Consider the following 21,353-nt stretch of genomic DNA (forward strand, 5'->3'; position numbering starts at 1 on the left):
GTCAGCGGTAGAGCAGGTACTGGCGGCGGGTCGCGTCGAAGGCGGCCAGCTCGTCTCGCCAGGCCGCCTCGACCTCGTCGCCGGTGGCGCCCGCGTCGATCTGCGTACGCAGCCTCGTCGACCCGGTGAGCTTGTCGATCCAGAACGGCCGGGCGGTGTCCCAGGAGTCCTGGCGCCAGGCGAACTCCGGGTAGAGGGCCTTGGCGGTGACCAGCATCTCGACGCCGGTGCGGACGGGATCGAAGCGGTCGCGATCCTGGATCGTGACCTGCACCCCGCCGCAGACCTGGCCGGCGAACTTGTTGACCGAGGGGTTGAAGTACGACTCCCGGAACGTCGCGCCCGGAAGGTTCGCCTCCTCCAGCGCCGCGGCCCAGCGGTGGTCGACGAACGGCGCCCCGATCAGCTCGAACGGCTTGGTGGTGCCACGCCCCTCGGACAGGTTGGTGCCCTCGAACATGCAGGTGCCGGGGTAGGCCAGCGCGGTGTCGGAGGTCGGCATGTTGGGGCTCGGCAGGACGAAGTCGAGCCCGGTGTCGGCGTACAACGTCCTTCTCCGCCAGCCGGAGACCTGGACGACGTCGAGCTGCGCCAGCCGCCCGCCGGCGTGCTCCTCGAGGAACTCGCCGTCGAAGAACCGGGCCAGCTCACCGACCGACATCCCGTGCTGCTGGACGATCTCGCGGGCGCCGACGCCCGAGGTGTACGCCGCGGTCATCATCGGTCCGCGGGCGGTCCCGCCCACGGGGTTGGGGCGGTCGAGGACCACGAAGCGCTTCTCGGTCGCGACGGCCGCCTGCATCGCCGTCCACATCGTCCAGATGTAGGTGTAGAACCGGGAGCCGACGTCCTGGATGTCGAAGACCACGGTCTCGACGTCGGCGGTCGTGAACAGCTCGGTCATCTTCGCCACGTTGGCGCCGTAGGCGTCGTAGACGGTCAGTCCGGTGCGCTCGTCGACGAAGGTGCCCTCCGAGCCGCCCGCTTGAGCCGTGCCGCGGAAGCCGTGCTCCGGTCCGAAGACACCGGCGATCTGGACCGCCCCCGACTCGTGCATCTCGTCGACGATGTTGCGCAGGTTGCGGAGCACGCCGGTGGGGTTCGTGATGATGCCGACCCGATCGCCAGACAGCACCGACCAGCCGTCGCCGGCGGCTCGCTCGGCGCCGGTCCTGACCGCCGCCCCACCGCCCAACGGTGAGACCTGCTCGGTCGAGGCTCCCGCCGAACCGGCGAGAAGCGGTGCCGCTGCGGCGCCGGCTGCGGCAGCGCCGAGCAGACGGCGGCGGTCGATCCTGGGGACTTCAGTGCTCATGGGGGCGCTCCTGTGCCGAGGGGTGCGGATCACCTTGCAGGCTAGCCCTGACGGCGCCGCTCGGCAGGCGAATTCCTGGCGGCGACCGCTCTAGCCTCCGTTCGACTGCCGGATGCCCTTGGCCAGCGCGTCGAAACTGTAGATGAAGCCGCCGGCGTCGCCGGAGATCGTGACGTACGCCTTCTTGCTCCCGGGCAGGATCGCGATGTTGGTCGCCGAGGTGAGCCCGGCCCGGTCGGCGGCCGGGACCCGGACGGTCGCGAGCGGCCGGCCGTGCCGGGAGAAGACGCGGATGACCGGCTCGCCGTGGGTGGCCTGGTAGATGTTGCCGGCCGCGTCGACGGCGTTGGAGTCGGTCTCGGTCTCGGCCGGCCCGTCGTCGACCTCGGCGACGATCGAGGTCGCGAGGACTGAGGTGCGCGACCGGTCGAGGGCCAGATAGCTGATCCGGTTCTCCCACAGGGTGCTCACGTAGAGGCCGCGGTAGCGGCGGTCGAAGGAGATGCCGTTCGGGGCGGCGAGCTCGTCGGCCAGCACGGTCGCGCTCGAGCCGTCGGCCGCGATGCGTACGACCCGGCCCACCGGCTCCTTGGCGGGGTCGAGGTAGCCGGTCAGGTCGGTGACGTACATGTTGCCCTCGGGGTCGAAGGTCAGGTCGTCGGGATTCATCGGGCTGCCCTCGACCGCACCGGCGAAGACGGTGCGCGGGTCGCTGCCGTCGGCGGCGACGCTGCGGATCGTGCCCTGGTAGTCGGTCAGGTAGAGCCGGCCGTCGACGGGGCTCCACTGCGCCGAGGTGTAGCTGCCTGCCGAGTCGGTGAAGAAGCCGGAGACCTCCCGCGAGGCAGTGTCGAGGCGCAGCACCTTCGGCGCCGGCGAGGAGGCCACCACGTCGACGAAGTAGAGGTCACCGTCGGCCCCGAACGTCGGGCCCTCGAGCAGGGTCATGTTGAGCCCGGGGTGCGGGCTGGTCGCCTTGACCACCTGCTCGGCGATGATCTCCCGCGGCCACTGTGGGTGCGCCACCGCGCCGGAGGGACCGGCCAGAACACCGGCGACCAGTGCACCCGCGAGCGCGACAGCAGAGACGGACGTACGTCGGTTCAACTCATTCCCCTTCGGGGTCGGCGGCGAGCCGGCGGTACTGGCCGACGGGCGGAAACTAGCAGCGTACGAACCGTCCGCGGAGGCGAATCGGACTCACCGCGACCGTTCGTCGCGGCAGATCGACCGTTCGTCGTCGTGTCGGTCGAATTGGGCTGGACACCGCCGTTGAATGTGACCAAGGTCACAGGTCGTCCAACCCCACTTCGACAGATCTCGGAGGTGACCCATGCCGTCCTCGTCCAAGGGCTCGTGGATCCTTGTCGGGGTCCTCCTGTTCGCGGCAGCAGCGCCGTCACTCGCGGTGCCGCTGTACGCGAAGGAGGATCCGACGTTCGCCGGATTCCCGTTCTACTTCTGGTTCCAGCTCGTCCTCATCCCCTGTTCGGTCCTGTTCACGACCATCGCCTACTTCGTCGCCAAGGCCGCGTTCCGGCGTGACCGTGCGATCGCCGGGCGTCCGTGGAAGGAGGGTGGCCAGTGAGCGCGGTAGCAGTCTCCGTCTTCGCCTTCCTCTTCCTGCTGGTCACGATCCTCGGCTTCTCCGCCGCGCGCTGGCGTCGGGCGAAGTCGATGGACAACCTCGACGAGTGGGGCCTGGGTGGCCGCGGCTTCGGTACGTTCGTGGCCTGGTTCCTCATCGGAGGCGACCTCTACACGGCGTACACCTTCATCGCGGTGCCCGCGACGCTGTTCGCCGGCTCGGCGGTCGGGTTCTTCGCGGTGCCCTACACGATCCTCGTCTACCCGCTGATCTTCGCATTCCTGCCGAAGCTGTGGTCGGTCTCGCACAAGCACGGCTACGTCACCCCGGCCGACTTCGTCGTCGGCCGCTACGGATCCAGGTCCCTGGGTCTGGCCGTCGCGGTCACCGGCCTGTTGGCCACGATGCCCTACATCGCGCTGCAGTTGGTGGGCATGGAGGTCGTGCTCGAGGTGATGGGTCTGCAGAGCGACTCCTCGAACTGGTTCATCCGTGACCTGCCGCTCTTCATCGCGTTCGCGGTGCTCGCCGCCTACACGTACTCCTCCGGGTTGCGGGCGCCGGCGTTGATCGCGTTCGTGAAGGACTCGCTGATCTACATCGTGATCATCGTGGCGATCATCTACATCCCCTCGCAGCTCGGCGGCTGGGGCAACATCTTCGAGACGGTGCAGAACAGCTTCGACACGTTCAACACCGAGAACGCCGACGCGATCGCCGCCGGCGACGTGGCCCCGAAGGCGCTGTTCCCGACTCAGGCGGCCGGCCAGTGGGCCTACGCCTCCCTGGCCCTCGGGTCGGCGCTGGCGCTGTTCATGTACCCGCACTCGATCACCGGCGTCCTCTCCACCCGAAGCCGCAACGTGATCCGCCGCAACGCCTCGCTGCTGCCTGCGTACTCGTTCCTGCTGGGGCTCCTGGCGCTGCTCGGGTTCGTGGCCCTCGCGGCCGGGGTGATGGTCGGCGACCCGCCGAACCCGCAGCTGGCGATCCCGCAGCTCTTCGAGGACCAGTTCCCGGCGTGGTTCGCCGGCGTCGCGTTCGCGGCCGTCGTCATCGGTGCGCTGGTGCCGGCGGCGATCATGTCGATCGCGGCCGCGAACCTGTGGACGCGCAACATCTACAAGGCGTACCTGAAGCCCGACGCCACCCCGCAGGACGAGGCCAAGCAGGCCAAGATCGTGTCCCTGGTCGTGAAGTTCGGGGCGCTGATCTTCGTACTGGCCCTCTCGAAGTCGTACGCCATCAACCTGCAGCTGCTCGGTGGTGTCTGGATCCTGCAGACGCTGCCGGCGATCGTCGTCGGGCTCTACACCCGGTGGTTCCACCGCTGGGCGGTCCTGGCCGGCTGGGCGGTCGGGATGGCGTACGGGACGATCGTCGCGTATGGCGTCTCCTCACCCACGCAGGAGCACTTCGGTGGACCGTTGGCGCCGTTCCCGGGCACGGAGACGCCGATCTACATCGCGCTCACCGCGTTCCTGCTCAACCTCATCGTGGTCGTCGTCCTGACCCCGATCCTGAGGGCGCTCAACGTGCCGGACGGTGAGGACGCCACCTCGGCGGCGGACTACTCGGTCGACGCCGGCGACGAGGGTGTCGTCGAGGAGCTGAGCTCGACGACGGAGGTGCACTGAGGGCTACTGAATCGGGCACAAAGTCCCGCAAACACGTCCCAGTGACGTGTTTGCGGGACTTCTTCGATATTTCTCCGAGAACTGCAACATCGGCGCATCGACGTACGTAACAAGTACTGAAGGCTCTGATTCGGACCGAACTCGGGAGCGTCCATGGTGAGCAATGAGGCTGTGACGGCCTCGACGAGCAGTCGAGGCCACGGTGTACGCCGTGCCGCGACGGCTCGTGACGCCGGACGCGCCGTGACGGTCGAGCGTCGAACCGAGCAACGGATCCATGTGGGCGATTGGACGCCGGGGGGCGTCGCCCTGCATGGATCTACCACCGGGCGTGAAGCTGGCCAGTCGTCTCAGACTGCCGATCCGTCCGGTCCGATGGGTGGGGCTATGAGCGTGACCAGGACCTCGCTCGCCCCGCTCGGCGGGACCCCGTCGGTGTCAGCCGCGATCCCCGTGCGCTCGGGCGCCGGGTGCAGGCGCTGACGGGGTCCCGCATTCCCTCAACCCCCGAACACGTCAGGAGAACACGATGAACTCGAAGGTCCTCCGGGGACTTCGGCGATCGGCGGCGGTGACCCTTGCGGCAGGTGGCTTGATCGTCGCCGGTGCCGCGGTCGCCTGCGCCGACTCGCAGTCCGTCGAGCAGGCCGACGGCCGGGCCGCCTCGGTGGCCCAACAACCGATCAAGGCTCCGGATCGCGGACCCGCGGGTCCGGTGACGATCTCGGGAGCGGCAGCCGGCAGCGACGCGGCGGTGACGGTGACGACCGATGGGACGACGGTCGTGGCCAGTGGCCGCGCGCACGTCGAGTCTCCGGTCGACAACGCCGCCAGCGGTGGTGTCGTCCACCATGACGATGACACCGGCTCGCCGCTCGGTGGCGGTCGCGGTGTCGATCTCGGCACGGACCAGGTCGGCTTCGCCGGGGGAGCGACCGGTGACTCTTCGTCAGTGGACGTCGTCGGCACCGGTCGGGTCGGGGCGGAGAAGCACTACTACGTCCAGGACGGTCGCTGAGCGATCCGCGTGTGACATGCGTCGGGGCCACCGGGAGATTCCCGGTGGCCCCGAACGCAGTCGTGGGTCAGATCGACCTCAGATCAGGCGGCGTCTTCCGCGTTCTTGATCGCGGAGATGTCGAACTCGAGCTTGATCTTCTCGGAGACGAGGACGCCACCGGTCTCGAGGGCGGCGTTGAAGGAGAGGCCCCAGTCGGTGCGGTTGATCGCGACGGCACCCTCGAAGCCGACGCGGGTGTTGCCGAACGGGTCCTTGGCGGAGCCGGTCTGCTCGAAGGGAACGGTGACCGACTTGGTGGTGCCCTTGATGGTCAGGTCGCCGGTGACGTTCCAGGTCTCGCCGTCGAACTCGACCTCGGTCGACTCGAAGGTGATGTTGGGGTGGGCCTCGTTCTCGAAGAAGTCACCCGAGAGCAGGTGGCCGTCGCGGTCGGCGTTGCCGGTGTCGACGGAGGCGGCCTTGATCGTCAGCGAGACCTTGGACTTGGACGGCTCGGCGGTGTCGATCGTCGCGGTGCCCTCGAACTCCTTGAACGAGCCGCGGACGGTGGTCACCATCGCGTGGCGAGCCGAGAAGCCCAGGCGGGTGTGGGCGACGTCGAGGGTGTAGTCACCCGCGATGTCCTCGATGGCGGCGGTCGGGGTGTCGAACTCGGTCTCGGCGGGTGCCGTGTCCTTCTTGCTGAAAATGCCCATAGCGAGTGTGCTCCTGGAAGAATTGGTTGAAACTGCAAGCATCATAACGGGGGAATCTCTCCCAATGTTCCCGCTCGCGTGGCCTTTCCTGACGACGGGGGAAAATTGGTTGCGGTGACAACGCTATCCCTAAACGCACGAGGCCCGCTCCCCTGTCGGGAGCGGGCCTCGGGAGCGTTGAGCGGTTGTCAGGCAGCGTGACGAGTGGTCGCGGGCGCACTGACTTCGACCCAGCGGGCCTCCATGTGCTTACGGCCGCGGCGGTCGACGACGGGGAGCCAGCGGAGCTCGAGCTTGCCAGTCACTTTATTACCGTTCATCAGACACCTCCTGTTCACCTTGTGTTCACCTAAGGTACCGCACCCCCACCCGGATGTCCAAGTAGTTGGTCATCGGGCGTGATGCGCTCCACTTCGAGGCCCCGAAGCGCCCGGTATGGGTGCATGACGCCCCACTTCGAGCGAAGTGGCGAGTTCTGCCCGAAAGCGGGCAGAAATTTGAACGTTGTCGGGTGAATGGCCCACAGTTGATGGAGTGAAGGCCGAGCAAGCGCTGATCAACCACTTGGTCGCCACCACCGGGCTCCGGCCTGCGGAGGCGGCGCGCGTGATCGAGGACGTGGTGGCGTACTTCGACGAACCGGTCGAGGCCTACGTACGCCGCCGGCATGCACAGCTGAAGACCTACGGCGCGAAGAACGACGCGATCTTCGCGCAGCTCGCCGAGGAGCTTCGGGCGCGGGTCGTCGCCGCGCCGCAGCTGACCGAACGGCAGCTGCGTCGGCTCATCTACGGATAGAACGGACAGGACACATGTGCGGAATCGTCGGCTACATCGGACCCCAGCAGGCTGCCGGCCTGCTCACCGAGGGGCTGGCCCGGCTGGAGCACCGCGGCTATGACTCGGCGGGCGTCGCGGTGCTGGGCAGCAGGCTCCAGGTGGTGAAGAAGGCCGGCCGCGTACGCGATCTGGTCGATGCGCTGCCGAAGCGGTTCTCCGGCAAGGTCGGTATCGGCCACACCCGGTGGGCGACCCATGGTCCGGCCAACGACACCAACGCCCACCCGCACGTCTCCGCTGACGGTCGCGTGGCCGTGGTCCACAACGGGATCGTCGACAACGCCGCCTCGTTGCGGGAGCGGCTCACCGAGGCGGGCGTCGAGCTGGTCAGCGACACCGACACCGAGGTCTTCGCCCACCTCATCGGAGCGTCCACCGCAGACACTCTGGAGGCCAAGGTCGTCGACGCGCTCTCCCAGGTCGAGGGCACCTGGGGCCTGGCCGTCGTGCACGCCGACTTCCCCGACCGCATGGTCGTCGCCCGCAACGGTTCGCCGCTGATCGTCGGCGTCGGCGACGGGGAGATGTACGTCGCCTCGGACCTGGCCGCGGTCGTACGCCACACCACCACCGTCGCCCACCTCGACGACGGCGAGCTCGCGACCATCACCGCGACCGGGTTCACGACCTTCCGCCAGGATCTGACCACGACCACCACCACGGCTCGCGAGGTCGATGTGGATCCGTCGGCGTACGAGTACGGCGAGCTCGCCGACGAGCCGCGGATGTTCACCGAGATCCTGGAGCAGCCGTCCTCGGTCGAGCGGGCGCTCCGCGGTCGGCTCGACGAGCGGTTCGGCACGGCTCATCTCGGCGGTCTCAACCTCGACCCGCGCGAGCTGCGCGCGATCCGCCGGGTGAAGATCCTCGGCTGCGGCTCCGCGTACTACGTCGGCCAGATGGGCGCGGGACTGATCGAGGAGCTCGCCCGGGTCCCCGCCGACGCCGAGGCGGCGTCGGAGTTCCGCTACCGCAACCCGATCATCGAGCCCGACACCCTCTATGTCGCGGTGTCCCAGTCCGGCGAGACGATCGACACCCTGCTCGCTGTCCAGGAGATCAAGCGCAAGGGCGGCCGGGTGCTCGGCGTCGTCAACGTCGTCGGCTCGGCGATCGCCCGCGCGGTCGACGGCGGCATCTACCTGCACGCCGGTCCGGAGATCGCGGTCGCCTCGACCAAGGCGCTCACCAACATGTTCGTCGCGTTCTCGCTCCTGGCGCTCCAGCTGGGCCGCGTACGCGACCTCTCGATCGCCGACGGGAAGCGGCTCATCTCCGGCCTGCAGGCGCTGCCGACCCAGATCGAGGAGATCCTCAAGAGCGAGTCCCACCTCGAGGAGGTCGCGGCACGGCTGGCCGAGGCCGAGTCGATGTTCTTCGTCGGTCGCGTACGCGGCTACCCGGTCGCCCGCGAAGGCGCTCAGAAGCTGAAGGAGATCTCCTACCGGCACGCGGAGGCCTATCAGACCTCCGAGCTGAAGCACGGTCCGCTCGCGCTGATTTCCGAGTCCGTTCCGACCGTCGCGATCGTGCCGCAGGACGAGCTGACCGACCGCAACGTCGCCGCCCTCCACGAGATCAGCGCCCGCCGCGGGCCGCTGGTCGTCGTGACCCACCCCGATGTCGACCTCGGCGAGCTCGATGCGCTGCGCGTGGACGTACCGAAGAACGAGGTCGAGCTCGACCCGATCCTGCTGACCATCCCGCTCCAGCTGATCGCCTTCCACGCCGCCAAGGCCCTCGGCCACGACGTCGACAAGCCCCGGAACCTCGCTAAATCAGTCACCGTCGAGTAGCGGTGTCCGCTTCAATGGGCCCCATGCGCCTCGCAGGGATCAACATCCATCCGGTGAAGTCGACGGCGATCAGACCGGTCGAGGAGGCGTACGTCGGCAGGGCCGGGATCGTGGGAGACCGCGAGTGGCTGGTCGTCGACGGCAGCGGCAAGCTGGTGACGGCTCGTGAGGTGAGGGAGCTGTTCACGGTCGTGGCGGACACTCCGTCGACCGGCGGGCCGGCGGGGGTGGACCTGCTGCTCAACGCTCCCGAGATGGACCCGCTGGAGGTGGCGGTGCCCGAACGGGAGGCGCCGGCTGTCGGCGTACGTTTCTTTGCGAAGTCGCTCACGGCGCAGGCCGTCGGGGAGCCTGCCGACGCGTGGCTGAGGAAGGCGCTCGGCCGTGACGACCTGCGGCTCATGTGGTGTGCCGACCCGACGAAGCGGCCGATGAACCCTGCCAAGTATCGGCCCGGCGAGTTCGCCGCGTTCCACGACTCCTCGCCGGTATCGCTGCTCACGGACGCCTCGGCCGATCAGATCGAGGCGTGGTCCGAGGGCGAGGTCCCGGCGCGGCGCTTCCGTGCCAACCTGCTGATCGAGGGTGCCCCGGAGGCGTTCGCCGAGGACGGCTGGAAAGAGGTCGCGATCGGCGGCGCTCGATTCCGGGTCGCAGCCCCGATCGACCGGTGCGTGATGACGACCATCGACGCAGACACGCTGGAGTCGGGCAAGGACCCGCTCCGCGCTCTCGCCAAGCATCGCCGCTGGGACGGCAAGGTGTGGGCAGCGGTGCATCTCGCCGTCGCCCATCCCGGCGAGATCGCGGTCGGCGACGACGTCATCGTCTCCTGAGCGCTGCGAATGATGCGCAAGTGACGGGGCCCACCGCGCCGAGAAATGCATAGAACGTGCTATATGGGCCTACCGTTGGAGGGTGAGCACCGACCCTGAATCTGCCGTATCCACCACTCCCGCCCCCGAGGAGCCGAGTGCGCCCAGCGGTGGGTCCAGCGTGGAGGCTGAGCAGGGTCCGACGTTCGACTCACTCGGTCTCTCCGCCAGCGTCCTCGGCGCGGTGAAGGCGCTCGGCTACGAGACGCCCAGCGCCATCCAGGCCGCGACCATCCCGTCGCTGCTCGAGGGGCGTGACGTCGTCGGTCTCGCGCAGACCGGCACCGGTAAGACCGCCGCGTTCGCGCTGCCGGTGCTCTCCAACCTCGACATCCACCAAAACGCGCCCCAGGCGCTGGTGCTCGCGCCGACGCGTGAGCTGGCCCTGCAGGTGTGCGAGGCATTCGAGCGTTATGCGTCCAACCTCAACGGCGTGCGCATCCTGCCGGTCTACGGCGGCCAGGGCTATGGCCCGCAGCTGACCGCACTCCGTCGCGGCGTGCATGTCGTCGTCGGCACGCCCGGCCGGATCATGGACCACCTGGAGAAGGGCACGCTGGACCTGTCCCAGCTGCGTTTCCTGGTGCTCGACGAGGCCGACGAGATGCTCAACATGGGCTTTGCTGAGGACGTCGAGACGATCCTCGCCGACACCCCCGAGGACAAGCAGGTCGCGCTCTTCTCGGCGACCATGCCTGCGCAGATCCGGCGCCTGTCGAAGAAGTACCTTCGCGATGCGAAGGAGATCTCGGTCAAGGCGAAGACCCAGACCGCCACGAACATCACCCAGCGTTACCTGATGGTGTCCTACCCCCAGAAGGTCGATGCGCTGACCCGCATCCTCGAGGTCGAGAACTTCGAGGGCATGATCGTCTTCACGCGCACCAAGTCCGAGACCGAGTCGCTGGCCGAAAAGCTCCGTGCGCGAGGTTTCCTGGCCACCGCGATCAACGGTGACATCGCTCAGAACCAGCGCGAGAAGACCGTCAACCAGCTCAAGGACGGTTCGTTGGACATCCTGGTCGCGACCGACGTCGCGGCTCGTGGTCTCGATGTCGAGCGGATCTCGCACGTGGTCAACTACGACCTGCCGACCGATGTCGAGGCGTACGTCCACCGCATCGGCCGCACCGGGCGCGCGGGCCGCACCGGCGACGCGATCTCGTTCGTCACCCCGCGTGAGCGGTGGCTGCTGCGCGCGATCGAGAAGCACACCAAGGCGCAGCCGACGCAGATGCAGCTGCCCTCGGTCGACGAGGTCAACGCGACCCGCCTCTCCCGCTTCGACGACGGCATCACCGCCGCGCTGCAGGAGGGCGAGCGCATCGAGTTCTTCCGCGACGTGGTGCGTCACTACGTCGAGGAGCACGACATCCCCGAGGTCGACGTCGCGGCCGCTCTGGCCGCGGTGCTCCACGGCGAGGAGCCGCTGCTCCTCGACCCCGAGCCCGAGAAGCCCGCCTACGAGGACCGGCGCGGACGCCGCGATGACCGCGGCAGCGACCGTGGCCCCCGCCGCGAGACAGGCACCTCGCGTCAGACGGGCCAGCCGCTGGCCACCTACAAGATCCAGGTCGGCAAGCGCCACCGCGTCGAGCCGCGCCAGATCGTCGGCGCCATCGCCAACGAGGGCGGCCTGCGCCGCGCCGACTTCGGCAACATCTCCATCCGCAACGACTTCTCGCTCGTCGAGCTCCCCGCGGACCTGGCTCCCGAGACCTGGAAGGCGCTCGAGTCCACCCGCATCTCCGGCAAGCTCATCGAGCTCTCCGAGGACTCCGGCGGCGGCCCCGTGCGTCGCTCGGGTGGTCGCTTCGACAAGGGCGGCCGGCCGGGCAGCTCCGACTTCGGTGACCGCCCCCGCAAGCCGCGGCAGAAGCGCAAGTTCGACTGACGTTGGAATACCCGGTTAACCGGGTATTCCTGCACTTCTCAGGCATTGCAACGCCTGAGAAGTGCAGGAGTTGCCTGAACACCGTGACGGAAGTGACGAGAGGGACGGCCCGACGAGCGTTCGCCCACGCGTCAGTCCGCTGGCGACCCAGGACGACCGTTGACTCACCGACCGCTGCCTGAGCGGCTGCGGCACTCGTGTTTTCAGCAGGCGGCGAGGGTGCGCTGGGCGGAGAGGGCGACCAGGGCGAATGGCGCGGCCATGAAGGCGAGCGCGCTGAGAGCCAGGAGCACGGTGAGGCCGCCGGTCAGAGTCAGCATGGTGAAGCCGATGATCGGCACGATCATGGCCGTGGCCAGGGACCAGGCGGCGGTGAGCCGGGCCGTACGACGCCCGATCCGGAGCCAACGCTGACCGATCGCGGTCACCGCCAGCGCGACCAGGGCGCCGATGGCGCCTGCTGTGCCGACGTACCCGATGATGATGTCGAGGACGTGGAAGAGGCCGCTGTCCGGAGCGGCCGAGTGGGCGCTCGCGCCGAGCTCGATCCCGCCGTCCCACAGGAAGGCCTGGGGGAGCATGACGAGGACGAGCAGGACGGCCGTACGTCGGGCTGCGCCGATCGCGACGGTGTCGCGGAAGCCGGGGGCGATGTCATCGACGGAGCCGAAGTCGCGTAGGGCGAGTGCCTCTGCCTCGGTGGGTGTGTAGCCCGCGGCGGTGTAGGCGTCGGTCGCGTCCTCGAGGTGGTCGCCGGCCTCGCGGAGGAGGTCGCGCCGGGTCCAGCTCGGGCCGGGGATCGCGGCGCGCTGGTCCGCAAGATAGACGTCGACGGCGCTCATACGCTCATCTTCTGCTCTCCGCGGTGTCGGCCACATCAGGGAACTCCCTGAATGACTCTCCAGAAGTGCCGTCTCGGCCGACGTAAGTGCCGTCTCGGCGGGAGGGGGTCAGGCTTCGCCGAGTACGCCGGAGACGACCTTGGCGAAGGTCCGCCACTCCTGGCGATGGGCGGCGAGGGCGTTGCGTCCGGCGGAGGAGAGCTCGTAGGTGCGGCGTTTGCGGCCGCCGACCTCGGACCAGGAGCTGTCGAGGTAGCCGGCCTTCTCCAGGCGGCGCAGCGCGGGGTAGATGGTGCCGGTGGGGAGGTCGAGCTCGCCACCGCTGCGGGCGCTCAGGGCCTCGATGATCGCGTAGCCGTGGAGGGGCTGCTTCTCGACGACGGCCAGGATCAGCGAGTCGAGGTGGCCACGGAGCGCATCGGCTTTCATGTAGACAGCCTACACAGTCCGTCGTACATTGTCTCCATACATGTTGCCAGGCTACCTATAGCCAGGCGAGACACGACAGGAGACATGATGACCACCCAGACGATCACGAGGCCCAGTCCGCTGCGGCGGCTGGCGTCCTTCTCTCAACGCCATCACTGGACCGCGCTGCTGCTGTGGGTGGTCGTCCTGGTGGGCGTGACGGCGGCGGCGCAGAGCATCGGCGACGACTACCGCAACTCCTTCGACATCCCGGGCACCCAGTCGCAGGAGATGGCCGAGCTCCAGGCGAAGCACGGCGGGTCGAACGGCGACGAGGTGCGCGCGGTCATCCACGACGAGCGCGGCTGGAACACCGACCAGCAGGCCGTGGACCAGCTGCTCGCCGACCTCGCCGAGGTCCCTCACGTCGAGACCGTCGAGGCGGCGGATCCGCAGCGCGGGTCGGTGAGCGAGGACGGTACGACCGCGCTGGTCCCCATCGTGATGGACGCCGAGGCAGGCGAGCTCCCCGTGAGCGCCTATGAGCCGTTCCTCGAGCTGGCGGACGAGACGTCGACCGACGAGCTCCAGGTCGAGATGGCCGGCGACTCGATGCGCGAGGTGAACGAGGGCGAGGGCGGCAGCTCCGAGGGGATGGGCATGCTCGCCGCGCTGGTGATCATGCTGTTCATGTTCGGCTCGTTCCTGGCGGCGAGCCTGCCGCTGATCACCGCGATCTTCGCGGTCGGCACGACCTTCGGTGTGGTCACGCTGCTCTCGCACCTGACCACGATCCCGGACTACACCGCGCCGATGCTGATGATCGTCGGGCTCGGCGTGGGCATCGACTACGCGCTGCTGGTCTTCTCGCGCTACCGCAGCGAGCTGCTCGGCGGTGCCACCCGCGAGGACGCCACGGCGACCGCGCTCGACACCGCCGGCCGCTCGGTCCTCTTCGCCGGGGTCAGTGTGATCCTCGCGCTCTGTGGCCTCTACGTGCTGCAGCTGACCTCGATCCAGGGGGTCGTGCTCGGCGTCGCCCTCACCGTCCTGATGACCATGATCGCCGCGGTCACCCTGCTGCCCTCGCTGCTGACGCTGTTCGGCAAGCGCCTGGAGAAGTCCGTACGCAAGCACGCGGCCCGGTCGCGGCGTGAGCCCGGTCAGCGCTGGCGGGCCTGGGCCTCCGGTGTCCAGCGGCACCCGTGGGCCGCGCTGGTCGTCTCCCTGGTCGCGCTCGGCGCGCTGGCCGCCCCGGTCCTCAGCCTCCAGCTCGGCTTCGCCGACGCCGGCAACGACGACCCATCCTCGACGACGCGGAAGGCGTACGACCTGGTCAGCGACAAGTTCGGCCCCGGAGCCAACGGCCCGCTCATCATCATGACCGAGGGCTCCCAGGAGCAGGCGGTCGCTGCGTACGAGAAGGTTACGGGGTACGAGGGAGTGGCGTCCGTGACGCCGCCGCAGCCGTCGGCCGACGGTGCGGTGTACACCTCCATCGCCTTCCCGGAGACCGGCCCGCAGGACGCCGAGACCACCGAGCTGGTCAAGGACCTCCGGGAGGATCTCGGCGACGACGTTCTCGTTGGCGGATCGACCGCGGCGCTGATCGACTACTCCGAAGCGGTCGGGGAGAAGCTGCCGCTCTTCATCGGGCTCGTCGTGGGGCTCTCCGCGCTGCTGCTGATGTGCGTCTTCCGGTCCGTCGCGGTGGCGATCAAGGCGGCCATCCTCAACCTCCTCTCCATCGGCGCCTCGATGGGCGCGATGACGTACGTCTTCCAGGAGGGGCTGCTCGGGGTCGAGCCTGGTCCGATCGAGGCGTTCCTGCCGGTGATGACCTTCGCCATCGTCTTCGGGCTCTCGATGGACTACGAGGTCTTCCTGATCTCGCGGATGCGCGAGGAGTGGCTGCGCAGCGGCGATGCCCAGGAGGCGGTCCGGGAGGGGCTGGCGCACACCGGCGGCGTCATCACCGCGGCCGCCGCGATCATGGTCGTGGTCTTCGGTGCCTTCTGGTTCAGCCCGGACCGGATGCTGCAGGAGATGGGCTTCGTGATGGCGGTGGCGGTGCTGCTCGATGCGGTCGTGGTGCGGTGCCTCGTCGTGCCCGCGGTGATGAGGCTGCTCGGCCCCGGCGCCTGGTGGTTGCCGCGGTGGCTCGACCGGCTCCTGCCGAGGCTGCAGAAAGTCGGATGAACCCGGGTAAGCGGGTTCCGGACAGTTACTTGGACATGAAACAAATTTCCTGCGGGGAGACGTAAGGGCGCGTACAACCGAAGGGAAGGGCCGCCACCAGCGGTCCCCGGCTTTCGGGAGTTGCCATGAACGGTTTGATCTTCCGCCTGTCCAAAGTCCGCCTCGCGGTCTCCCTCACATCCATCGCCCTTCTCGGCGCCGGCCTCGCCGTCGCCCCAGGCTCCCCAGCCGACGCGGCTGGGGAGCCTTACGTCGCACTAGGCGACTCCTACTCCTCAGGAGTCGGCACCCGCAGCTACATCAACGACGGCAGCGGATGCATGCGGTCGACCCTGGCGTACCCGAGCCTGGTCGCCGCGGCGAAGAGCTACAGCCTCAACTTCCGCGCCTGCTCGGGCGCGGTCGTCGCCGACGTCACCAACAGCCAGCTCAGCGCGCTGTCCACCTCGACCCGTTACGTGACCATCTCCGTCGGTGGCAACGACGCCGGCTTCGCCGACGTGATCACCGAGTGCGCTCTCCCCGCCTGGGCGAGCGACTGCGCGGGAGCCGTCGCGGGTGCGCAGAACTACATCCGCAACACGCTCCCGGCCAGCCTCGGGACGCTCTACTCAAGGATCCGGACGGCCGCTCCCAACGCGAAGGTGGTGGTCGTGGGCTACCCGAAGCTGTTCATGGGCGAGGACTGCAACGCGCTCACTTGGTTCAGCCCGCAGGACGAGGCGATCCTCAACGACACCGCGGTGCTCCTGAACAACACCACAGCCTCGCGGGCGAGCGCCGCCGGATTCAGCTACGTCAACCCGATCAGCCGGTTCACCGGACACGCGGTCTGCGACGACGTCGAGTGGATCAACGGGCTCTCCAACCCGATCGAGGAGTCGTACCACGCCAACGCCGCCGGCCATCGTGACGGCTGTACCCCTCTGGTGAGCTCGCCGCTCACCGGCGCCGCGGTCACGGCGACCCCAGGCGTGATCGCCGCGGCTGAGGCGACCGGTCCCGCGCAGGCTGCCAAGCAGAGGAAGTACGCCGCTCTCGACCGCCACATCGAGCCGAAGGTGTTCCAGCCGCCGACCCGTGAGCGTCTGGAGAAGCTCGCCGACCAGCGCGGCGTCGACCTGGACGCCTGGCTGGCGACGCACTGATCCAGGTGGTGGTGAAGCCGGGCGTGTCCACCGGGCGCGCTCGGCTTCACAACCTCCGCGTTGGAAGGGTGTAACCCAATCTTGGGGGCCAGGCTGATAGAACCGTTCCATGCGAGTCTCCCGGGGCATAGCGGCCCTTGCTGTTGCCTTACCGCTGCTTGCCGCATGTGGTGGGGCCAAGGACCCGACTCCGAGCATGTCGAGCCTGACCACGGCACTGGAGACCGGCACCTTCACGAAGGTCGACTTCGTGGCGAAGACCGATCCCGCTGTCGTCGCCACCGACTACAGCAATCTGACGGGCAACCTGTTCGGCAAGCTGGGCGCCCCCGACGTGTCCGCGACCAAGCCGGTCTTCTCCGGCCACGGCACCGACAGTGCGAAGTCGACGCTCACCTGGGCGTGGGGACTGCCGGGCGGCCGGTGGACCTACGAGTCGGAGGTCGAGCTCCGCAAGACCGACGACACGTGGGAGTTCGTCTGGGAGCCGACGGTCGTCGCCCCGACGCTCGCCGAAGGACGCAGCCTCCACGTCGAGACCGTCCAGCAGCAGCGCGGCGAGATCCTGAGTACGTCCGGAGCGACCCTGGTCGCGGATCGACCGGTCGTCACGGTCGGCATCGACAAGACGCTGATCGACCCGGTCGCGGCCCCCGCGGCCGCCCGCGACGTCGCCACGATCGTCGGCATCAACCCGAAGCGCTACGCCAAGCGCGTCAAGGCGGCCGGTGACAAGGCGTTCGTCGAGGCGCTCTCGATCCGCAAGCCGATGATGACGAAGGCCAAGGCCGCGAAGATCGCCAAGATCAAGGGCGCGGCGATGCTCAACCGGACCCTCCCGCTCGGCCCGACCAAGGAGTTCGCCTCGCCGGTTGTCGGCATCGTCGGTGAGGTCACGGCGGAGATGATGAAGAAGAAGCCCGGTACCTACCTCCCGGGTGATCTTGCCGGTCTCTCCGGGTTGCAGGCGCGCTACGACGAGCAGCTGCGCGGGAAGCCCGGGCTGCAGGTCGCGGTGCTCGGCGACGAGGGCGAGGTCCTCAAGCGGCTCTACAGCACCGACCCGATCGACGGGAAGTCGCTGACCGTCACCCTCGACGAGCGGCTGCAGAAGAACGCCGAGAAGATCCTGAAGCGCGTCAAGCCCGAGAGCGCCCTGGTCGCGATCCGCCCCAGCGACGGTGCCCTGCTGGTCGCCGCCAACGGCGAGGACAACAAGATGAACCTGGCCACCTACGGCCAGGCGGCGCCGGGCTCGACCTTCAAGGCAGCGACCACGCTGGCCCTGCTGCGCAAGGGGCTCAACGCCAAGAGTCAGGTCACATGCCCGGCCAAGGCCACCATCGACGGCAAGACCTTCAAGAACGACTCCTGGTACCCGAAGTCGGCCCTCGGCGAGATCACCCTCGCCCACGCCGTCGCCGAGTCCTGCAACACCGCCATGGTCGGCGCGGCCGGCGAGGTCGGCCACGCCGAGATCGCCTCGGCCGCCGCCTCGCTGGGCTTCGGCATCGACCGCGACGCCGGCTTCACCTCCTACTTCGGCCAGATCCCCGAGCCCGCGGGCGAGACCGAGCACGCCGCCGACCTGATCGGACAGGGCAAGGTGCTCGCCTCGCCGCTCGTGATGGCCGCCGTCATCGGCTCCATCCAGGCCGGTCACACCGTGGTCCCGACCCTGGTCGAGGGCCAGGTCGCCAAGCCGTCGGGCGTCGAGCCGCTCGCCGCCGACGAGGCCGAGCAGCTGCGTACGATCTTCCGGGGTGTGGCCACCGACGGCACCGGCAGCGGCCTGGCCGACGTACCGGGCAAGCCGGTGATCGCCAAGACCGGCACGGCCGAGTTCGACCGCAACGGCAAGCGCCTCACGCACACCTGGATGATCGCGGCGCAGGGCGACCTGGCCGTGGCCGTGTACGTCGACGAGGGCGAGAACGGCGCCGCCACCTCGGGCCCGCTCGTCGAGGCATTCCTGCGGATGGTCAACGAGCGCTGAGGACCGGCAAAATAAGATGTGGCCCGGCCGTGAGGCCGGGCCACATTCAATTTCCCTCGGTGCTTCTCTACCGACGGGGGGAACAGTAGAGAAGCTCAAGGGGCGAGCCTGGCGGCCTTTCGGCCGCGAGGCCCGGTCGAGGTTTGGAGTGCTCCCTCCCTACGTCGACGTGGATACATAACCAGACTTGTTCCTGGCTGTCACGTCTATGTCGCTTTTCTACCGGATCTGTGACCGGGTGTTAGCAACGTGTGGATCGGTCACTGCCCGGCCGGGATCTCCACGGTGCCGTTCGCCGAGGTCGAGTCGGCGGCCTTGCGGAGCATCGCGCCGAGGTCGACACCGGTCGTGGTCTTGAGCATGTTGAGGGTCTGGATGACGTTGTCGTTGACCTGCTTCGGGATGGCGCCGGCGCCCTCGGTGGAGAGCACGGTCAGGTTGTCGATGGCGCTGATCGGCGCGGCGACCTCCCTGGCGACCTGGGGCAGGACCTCGATGAGCATCTGCAGCACGGCGGCGTCGTTGTAGGACGCGAACGCCGCGGCGCGCTTGTCCATCGCCTCGGCCTCGGCGTGACCGACGGCCAGGGTGGCGGCAGCGCTCGCCTCACCCTCGGCCCGGGTGGCCTCGGCGCCGGCCAGACGCAGCGACTTCTGCGCGTCACCGCGCCGGGCGCCCTCGATGGCCTCCGCCTCGGCCAGAGCGGCACGGCGGGCCTTCTCAGCCTCGCCGGAGAGTCGGGCCTGCTCGGCGTCGGCCTCGGCAGCGGCGATGGTGGCCGCCTTGCGGGCCTCCGCGGCGGCGATCTCGGAGCTGCGGCGCCCCTCCGCCTCCTGCTCGACGCGGTAGCGCTCCGCGTCGGCGGGCTTGCGCACCTGCGTCTCGAGCTGTCGCTCGGTCAGCGCCGCCTGGCGTACGGCGACCTTCTCCTGCTCGGTGAGGATGGCCTGGTCGCGATCGGCCTGGGCCAGCGGGCCGGAGGCGGCGGCGTTGGCGGTGGCCGCGTCGGTCTCGGCCTTGATCTCGGCCTGCTTGAGCGCGAGCGCGCGCTGGGCGACCGCGATCTCCTCCTCGGCCTTGATCCGGGCCTGCTCGGCGGCACGACGGGCCTCGGCCTCGGCGATCGAGGCGGCCTGGGTGATGCGGGCGGCCTCGGGGCGGCCCAGGTTGGCGAGGTAGGAGCCGTCGTCGGTGACGTCCTGGATCTGGAAGGTGTCCAGGATCAGGCCCTGGCCGGTGAGCGACGACTCGGACTCGTCGGCGACCCGCTGGGCGAACGCGGCCCGGTCACGGATGATCTGCTCGACGGTCAGACCGCCGACGATCGAGCGCAGCGCGCCGGCGAGCACCTCCTGCGTGAAGGGCTCGATCTCCTCCTGCTGGGAGAGGAAGCGCTGTGCGGACAGCCGGATCTGGTCGGCGTTGCCGCCCACCTTCACGATCGCGACACCCTCGAGGTTGAGCTTGATGCCCTGCCCGGAGACCGCGCCGCGGATCTGGACGGAGATCCGGCGCGAGGAGAGGTCCATGGTCGCCAGCTTCTGGACGAACGGCACCACGAAGACGCCGCCGCCGAGCACGACCTTCTGACCCGACAGGTCGGTGGTGAGCTGGCCGGTCTCGGGGTTGAGCACCGCCTTGCCCTTGCGGCCGGTGACGATGAAGGCCTGGTTGGGACCGGCGACCTTGTAGCGGCTGGTGACCAGCAGCAGAAGCAGGATGAGAAGTACGACAAGGCCGGCGATCGGCACCAGCAGTTCCATGAGGATTCCTTCAGTCAGGAGGTGATCTCGCGCCACGTCGGCGCGACGGTGACTGCCGTCGGTGAGAGGACTCCGGTGACGTGCACCGCGGTGCCGGGCGTGATCGCCTCGTCGGTGTCGGGTGCCTTGGCGTTGTAGGTCACCGTGTGGCCCCCGAGGGCGACCCGCACCACGCCGAACCCGTCCGCCGGGATCGTGGTGATCACGGCAGCGTCCAGGCCGACGGCGGCCTCCCCCGAGGGCGCGGCATCGGTGTGATCCTCCTTCAGCAGGCGGGTCAGCCACAGCGTGAACCAAGCGAAGAGTGCGCCGCCCAAGGCTCCGATCCCGATGGCCGGGATCGTCCCGAGTGGGCCGACGGCGAGCGCGCCGCCGAACCCGAAGGCGGACACGAATCCACCGATCGCGGCGGTCGAGAACCAGTCGGCATCGAGCGCGCCGTCGAGGAAGCCGTCGAGGAGGTCGCCGATCACCAGCGACACCAGCAGGAGGCCCAGCCCGACGACTCCGATGATCAGGAACGTCGTCACACCAAACCTTTCGGCAGAGTCTCCACACTGAGCAGCAGTCTAAGGCGGACCTTATCCGCCTCTGATGCTGCCTGTCCGCGCTTTAATCGGCCTGGTCGAAGGTCCAGAGCAGAAGCTCGGTCGGTACGCCCGCGCTGATCGTGAACTCCGGCGGCAGATCGTCGCCGGCGGTCACCTCGAAGGCGTCGCCGGCGGTGAGCGGCTCGGCCATCCCGCTGCGCAGGAGCGCCCCGGAGGCGACGTGGAGATGGCGGAGCCCGGCCTCCGGGAGGGTGATCTCGGCAGGGCCGGCGGTGCCGACGTGGCCGACCCGCAGCGTCCCCTGGTCCAGGCGGACCGCCTCGGTCCACTCGCCTTCGACGGCGGCGACGTCGTGGACGGCGTACGCCGGCGCGCCGGTGCTGCCTGCGATCCAGACCTGGATGAACCGGGTGCCGGCGGCCGACGCGAACTCGGAGTGGTCGACACCGTCGCCGGTGGTGAAGACGCCGACCTGGCCCGGGGCGACGGTGCCGGTGGCGCCGGTCGAGTCGGTGTGGGTCACCTCGCCGGACAGCGGCCAGGTCACGATCGTGACGCCGGCGTGGTGATGGGTCTCGAACCCCTCACCGTTGCCCAGCAGGTGCTCGTCGTAGGTCACGATCGGGCCGAAGCCGACGCGCTCGGGGTCGTAGTGGGAACCGAATGAGTAGGTGTGCCAGGTAATTTTTCCTGGCCGGAGGCCGGGGGGACGTTCCGTGAATCGGGCGTTTCCTCGGCGGATCTGGGCAGTCACAGTCATGATTGTGCCGTGGCGTTTCCCAAGT

Annotated in this window: 18 protein-coding genes; 10 read left to right on the forward strand and 8 right to left on the reverse strand. The window is 68.8% G+C overall.

Going from position 1 to position 21,353, the window contains the following annotated elements; all coding sequences use genetic code 11:
• Position 1: 1 nt before the first annotated feature.
• Entirely contained in the window at positions 2 to 1,315 is a 1,314-nt protein-coding gene (locus tag OG801_RS15935) for an exo-beta-N-acetylmuramidase NamZ domain-containing protein (RefSeq protein ID WP_406029674.1), read from the reverse strand.
• 90 nt (positions 1,316 to 1,405) lie between these two features.
• Complete coding sequence (locus OG801_RS15940; protein WP_406029676.1) at positions 1,406 to 2,422, reverse strand: SMP-30/gluconolactonase/LRE family protein; 1,017 nt, start codon at positions 2,420 to 2,422, stop codon at positions 1,406 to 1,408.
• Positions 2,423 to 2,648: 226 nt separating this feature from the next.
• Here OG801_RS15940 and OG801_RS15945 point away from each other — a divergent pair, with 226 nt between their 5' ends.
• The 3 genes from OG801_RS15945 to OG801_RS15955 all read left to right on the forward strand — a co-directional run bounded on the left by OG801_RS15945 (position 2,649) and on the right by OG801_RS15955 (position 5,558).
• Positions 2,649 to 2,903 (forward strand): DUF3311 domain-containing protein, encoded by a 255-nt coding sequence (locus OG801_RS15945; protein ID WP_406029678.1) that lies wholly within the window; start codon positions 2,649 to 2,651, stop codon positions 2,901 to 2,903.
• Entirely contained in the window at positions 2,900 to 4,540 is a 1,641-nt protein-coding gene (gene mctP / locus OG801_RS15950; protein ID WP_406029680.1) for a monocarboxylate uptake permease MctP, read from the forward strand. The genes OG801_RS15945 and mctP overlap by 4 nt, the downstream gene beginning before the upstream one ends.
• A 529-nt stretch (positions 4,541 to 5,069) precedes the next feature.
• Positions 5,070 to 5,558, forward strand: coding sequence for a hypothetical protein (locus tag OG801_RS15955; RefSeq protein WP_406029682.1), 489 nt, complete (start codon positions 5,070 to 5,072; stop codon positions 5,556 to 5,558).
• An 83-nt stretch (positions 5,559 to 5,641) separates the two neighbouring features.
• Here OG801_RS15955 and OG801_RS15960 read toward each other — a convergent pair whose 3' ends face one another.
• Entirely contained in the window at positions 5,642 to 6,256 is a 615-nt protein-coding gene (locus OG801_RS15960; RefSeq protein WP_406029684.1) for a YceI family protein, read from the reverse strand.
• Between the two features lie 534 nt (positions 6,257 to 6,790).
• Between OG801_RS15960 and OG801_RS15965 the strand changes: the two genes are divergently transcribed.
• The 4 genes from OG801_RS15965 (at position 6,791) to OG801_RS15980 (ending at position 11,661) form a co-directional block, all read left to right on the forward strand.
• Complete coding sequence (locus tag OG801_RS15965) at positions 6,791 to 7,054, forward strand: hypothetical protein (RefSeq protein ID WP_406029686.1); 264 nt, start codon at positions 6,791 to 6,793, stop codon at positions 7,052 to 7,054.
• Between the two features lie 14 nt (positions 7,055 to 7,068).
• Positions 7,069 to 8,892: a glutamine--fructose-6-phosphate transaminase (isomerizing) gene (gene glmS / locus OG801_RS15970; RefSeq protein ID WP_406029688.1), complete on the forward strand. Its 1,824-nt coding sequence runs from the start codon at positions 7,069 to 7,071 to the stop codon at positions 8,890 to 8,892.
• A gap of 23 nt (positions 8,893 to 8,915) precedes the next feature.
• A complete protein-coding gene (locus OG801_RS15975; RefSeq protein ID WP_406029690.1) occupies positions 8,916 to 9,728 on the forward strand; it encodes an MOSC domain-containing protein in 813 nt (270 codons plus the stop codon).
• A gap of 82 nt (positions 9,729 to 9,810) precedes the next feature.
• The gene (locus OG801_RS15980) at positions 9,811 to 11,661 is read left to right on the forward strand and encodes a DEAD/DEAH box helicase (protein ID WP_406029692.1); all 1,851 of its coding nucleotides are present in this window, start codon (positions 9,811 to 9,813) and stop codon (positions 11,659 to 11,661) included.
• Positions 11,662 to 11,864: 203 nt separating this feature from the next.
• On the opposite strand, the gene OG801_RS15985 is transcribed toward OG801_RS15980, so the two are convergent.
• Both OG801_RS15985 and OG801_RS15990 read right to left on the reverse strand, forming a co-directional pair.
• Positions 11,865 to 12,503: a permease prefix domain 1-containing protein gene (locus OG801_RS15985; RefSeq protein ID WP_406029694.1), complete on the reverse strand. Its 639-nt coding sequence runs from the start codon at positions 12,501 to 12,503 to the stop codon at positions 11,865 to 11,867.
• Between the two features lie 108 nt (positions 12,504 to 12,611).
• The gene (locus tag OG801_RS15990; RefSeq protein WP_008356007.1) at positions 12,612 to 12,932 is read right to left on the reverse strand and encodes a PadR family transcriptional regulator; all 321 of its coding nucleotides are present in this window, start codon (positions 12,930 to 12,932) and stop codon (positions 12,612 to 12,614) included.
• Positions 12,933 to 13,019: 87 nt separating this feature from the next.
• Here OG801_RS15990 and OG801_RS15995 point away from each other — a divergent pair, with 87 nt between their 5' ends.
• The 3 genes from OG801_RS15995 to OG801_RS16005 all read left to right on the forward strand — a co-directional run bounded on the left by OG801_RS15995 (position 13,020) and on the right by OG801_RS16005 (position 18,254).
• A complete protein-coding gene (locus OG801_RS15995) occupies positions 13,020 to 15,110 on the forward strand; it encodes an MMPL family transporter (RefSeq protein ID WP_406029696.1) in 2,091 nt (696 codons plus the stop codon).
• 125 nt (positions 15,111 to 15,235) lie between these two features.
• Entirely contained in the window at positions 15,236 to 16,258 is a 1,023-nt protein-coding gene (locus OG801_RS16000; protein ID WP_406029698.1) for an SGNH/GDSL hydrolase family protein, read from the forward strand.
• A gap of 196 nt (positions 16,259 to 16,454) precedes the next feature.
• The gene (locus OG801_RS16005; RefSeq protein WP_406029700.1) at positions 16,455 to 18,254 is read left to right on the forward strand and encodes a penicillin-binding transpeptidase domain-containing protein; all 1,800 of its coding nucleotides are present in this window, start codon (positions 16,455 to 16,457) and stop codon (positions 18,252 to 18,254) included.
• Between the two features lie 260 nt (positions 18,255 to 18,514).
• On the opposite strand, the gene OG801_RS16010 is transcribed toward OG801_RS16005, so the two are convergent.
• The 3 genes from OG801_RS16010 to OG801_RS16020 form a co-directional block, all read right to left on the reverse strand.
• On the reverse strand, positions 18,515 to 20,017 hold the full coding sequence (locus tag OG801_RS16010) for a flotillin family protein (RefSeq protein ID WP_406029702.1): 1,503 nt from the start codon (positions 20,015 to 20,017) through the stop codon (positions 18,515 to 18,517).
• A gap of 14 nt (positions 20,018 to 20,031) precedes the next feature.
• Complete coding sequence (locus OG801_RS16015) at positions 20,032 to 20,547, reverse strand: hypothetical protein (RefSeq protein ID WP_406029704.1); 516 nt, start codon at positions 20,545 to 20,547, stop codon at positions 20,032 to 20,034.
• Between the two features lie 82 nt (positions 20,548 to 20,629).
• Positions 20,630 to 21,322: a pirin family protein gene (locus tag OG801_RS16020; protein WP_406029706.1), complete on the reverse strand. Its 693-nt coding sequence runs from the start codon at positions 21,320 to 21,322 to the stop codon at positions 20,630 to 20,632.
• Positions 21,323 to 21,353: the final 31 nt, after the last annotated feature.

The organism is Nocardioides sp. NBC_00163, assembly GCF_045206295.1.
Classification (GTDB): Bacteria; Actinomycetota; Actinomycetes; order Propionibacteriales; family Nocardioidaceae; genus Nocardioides.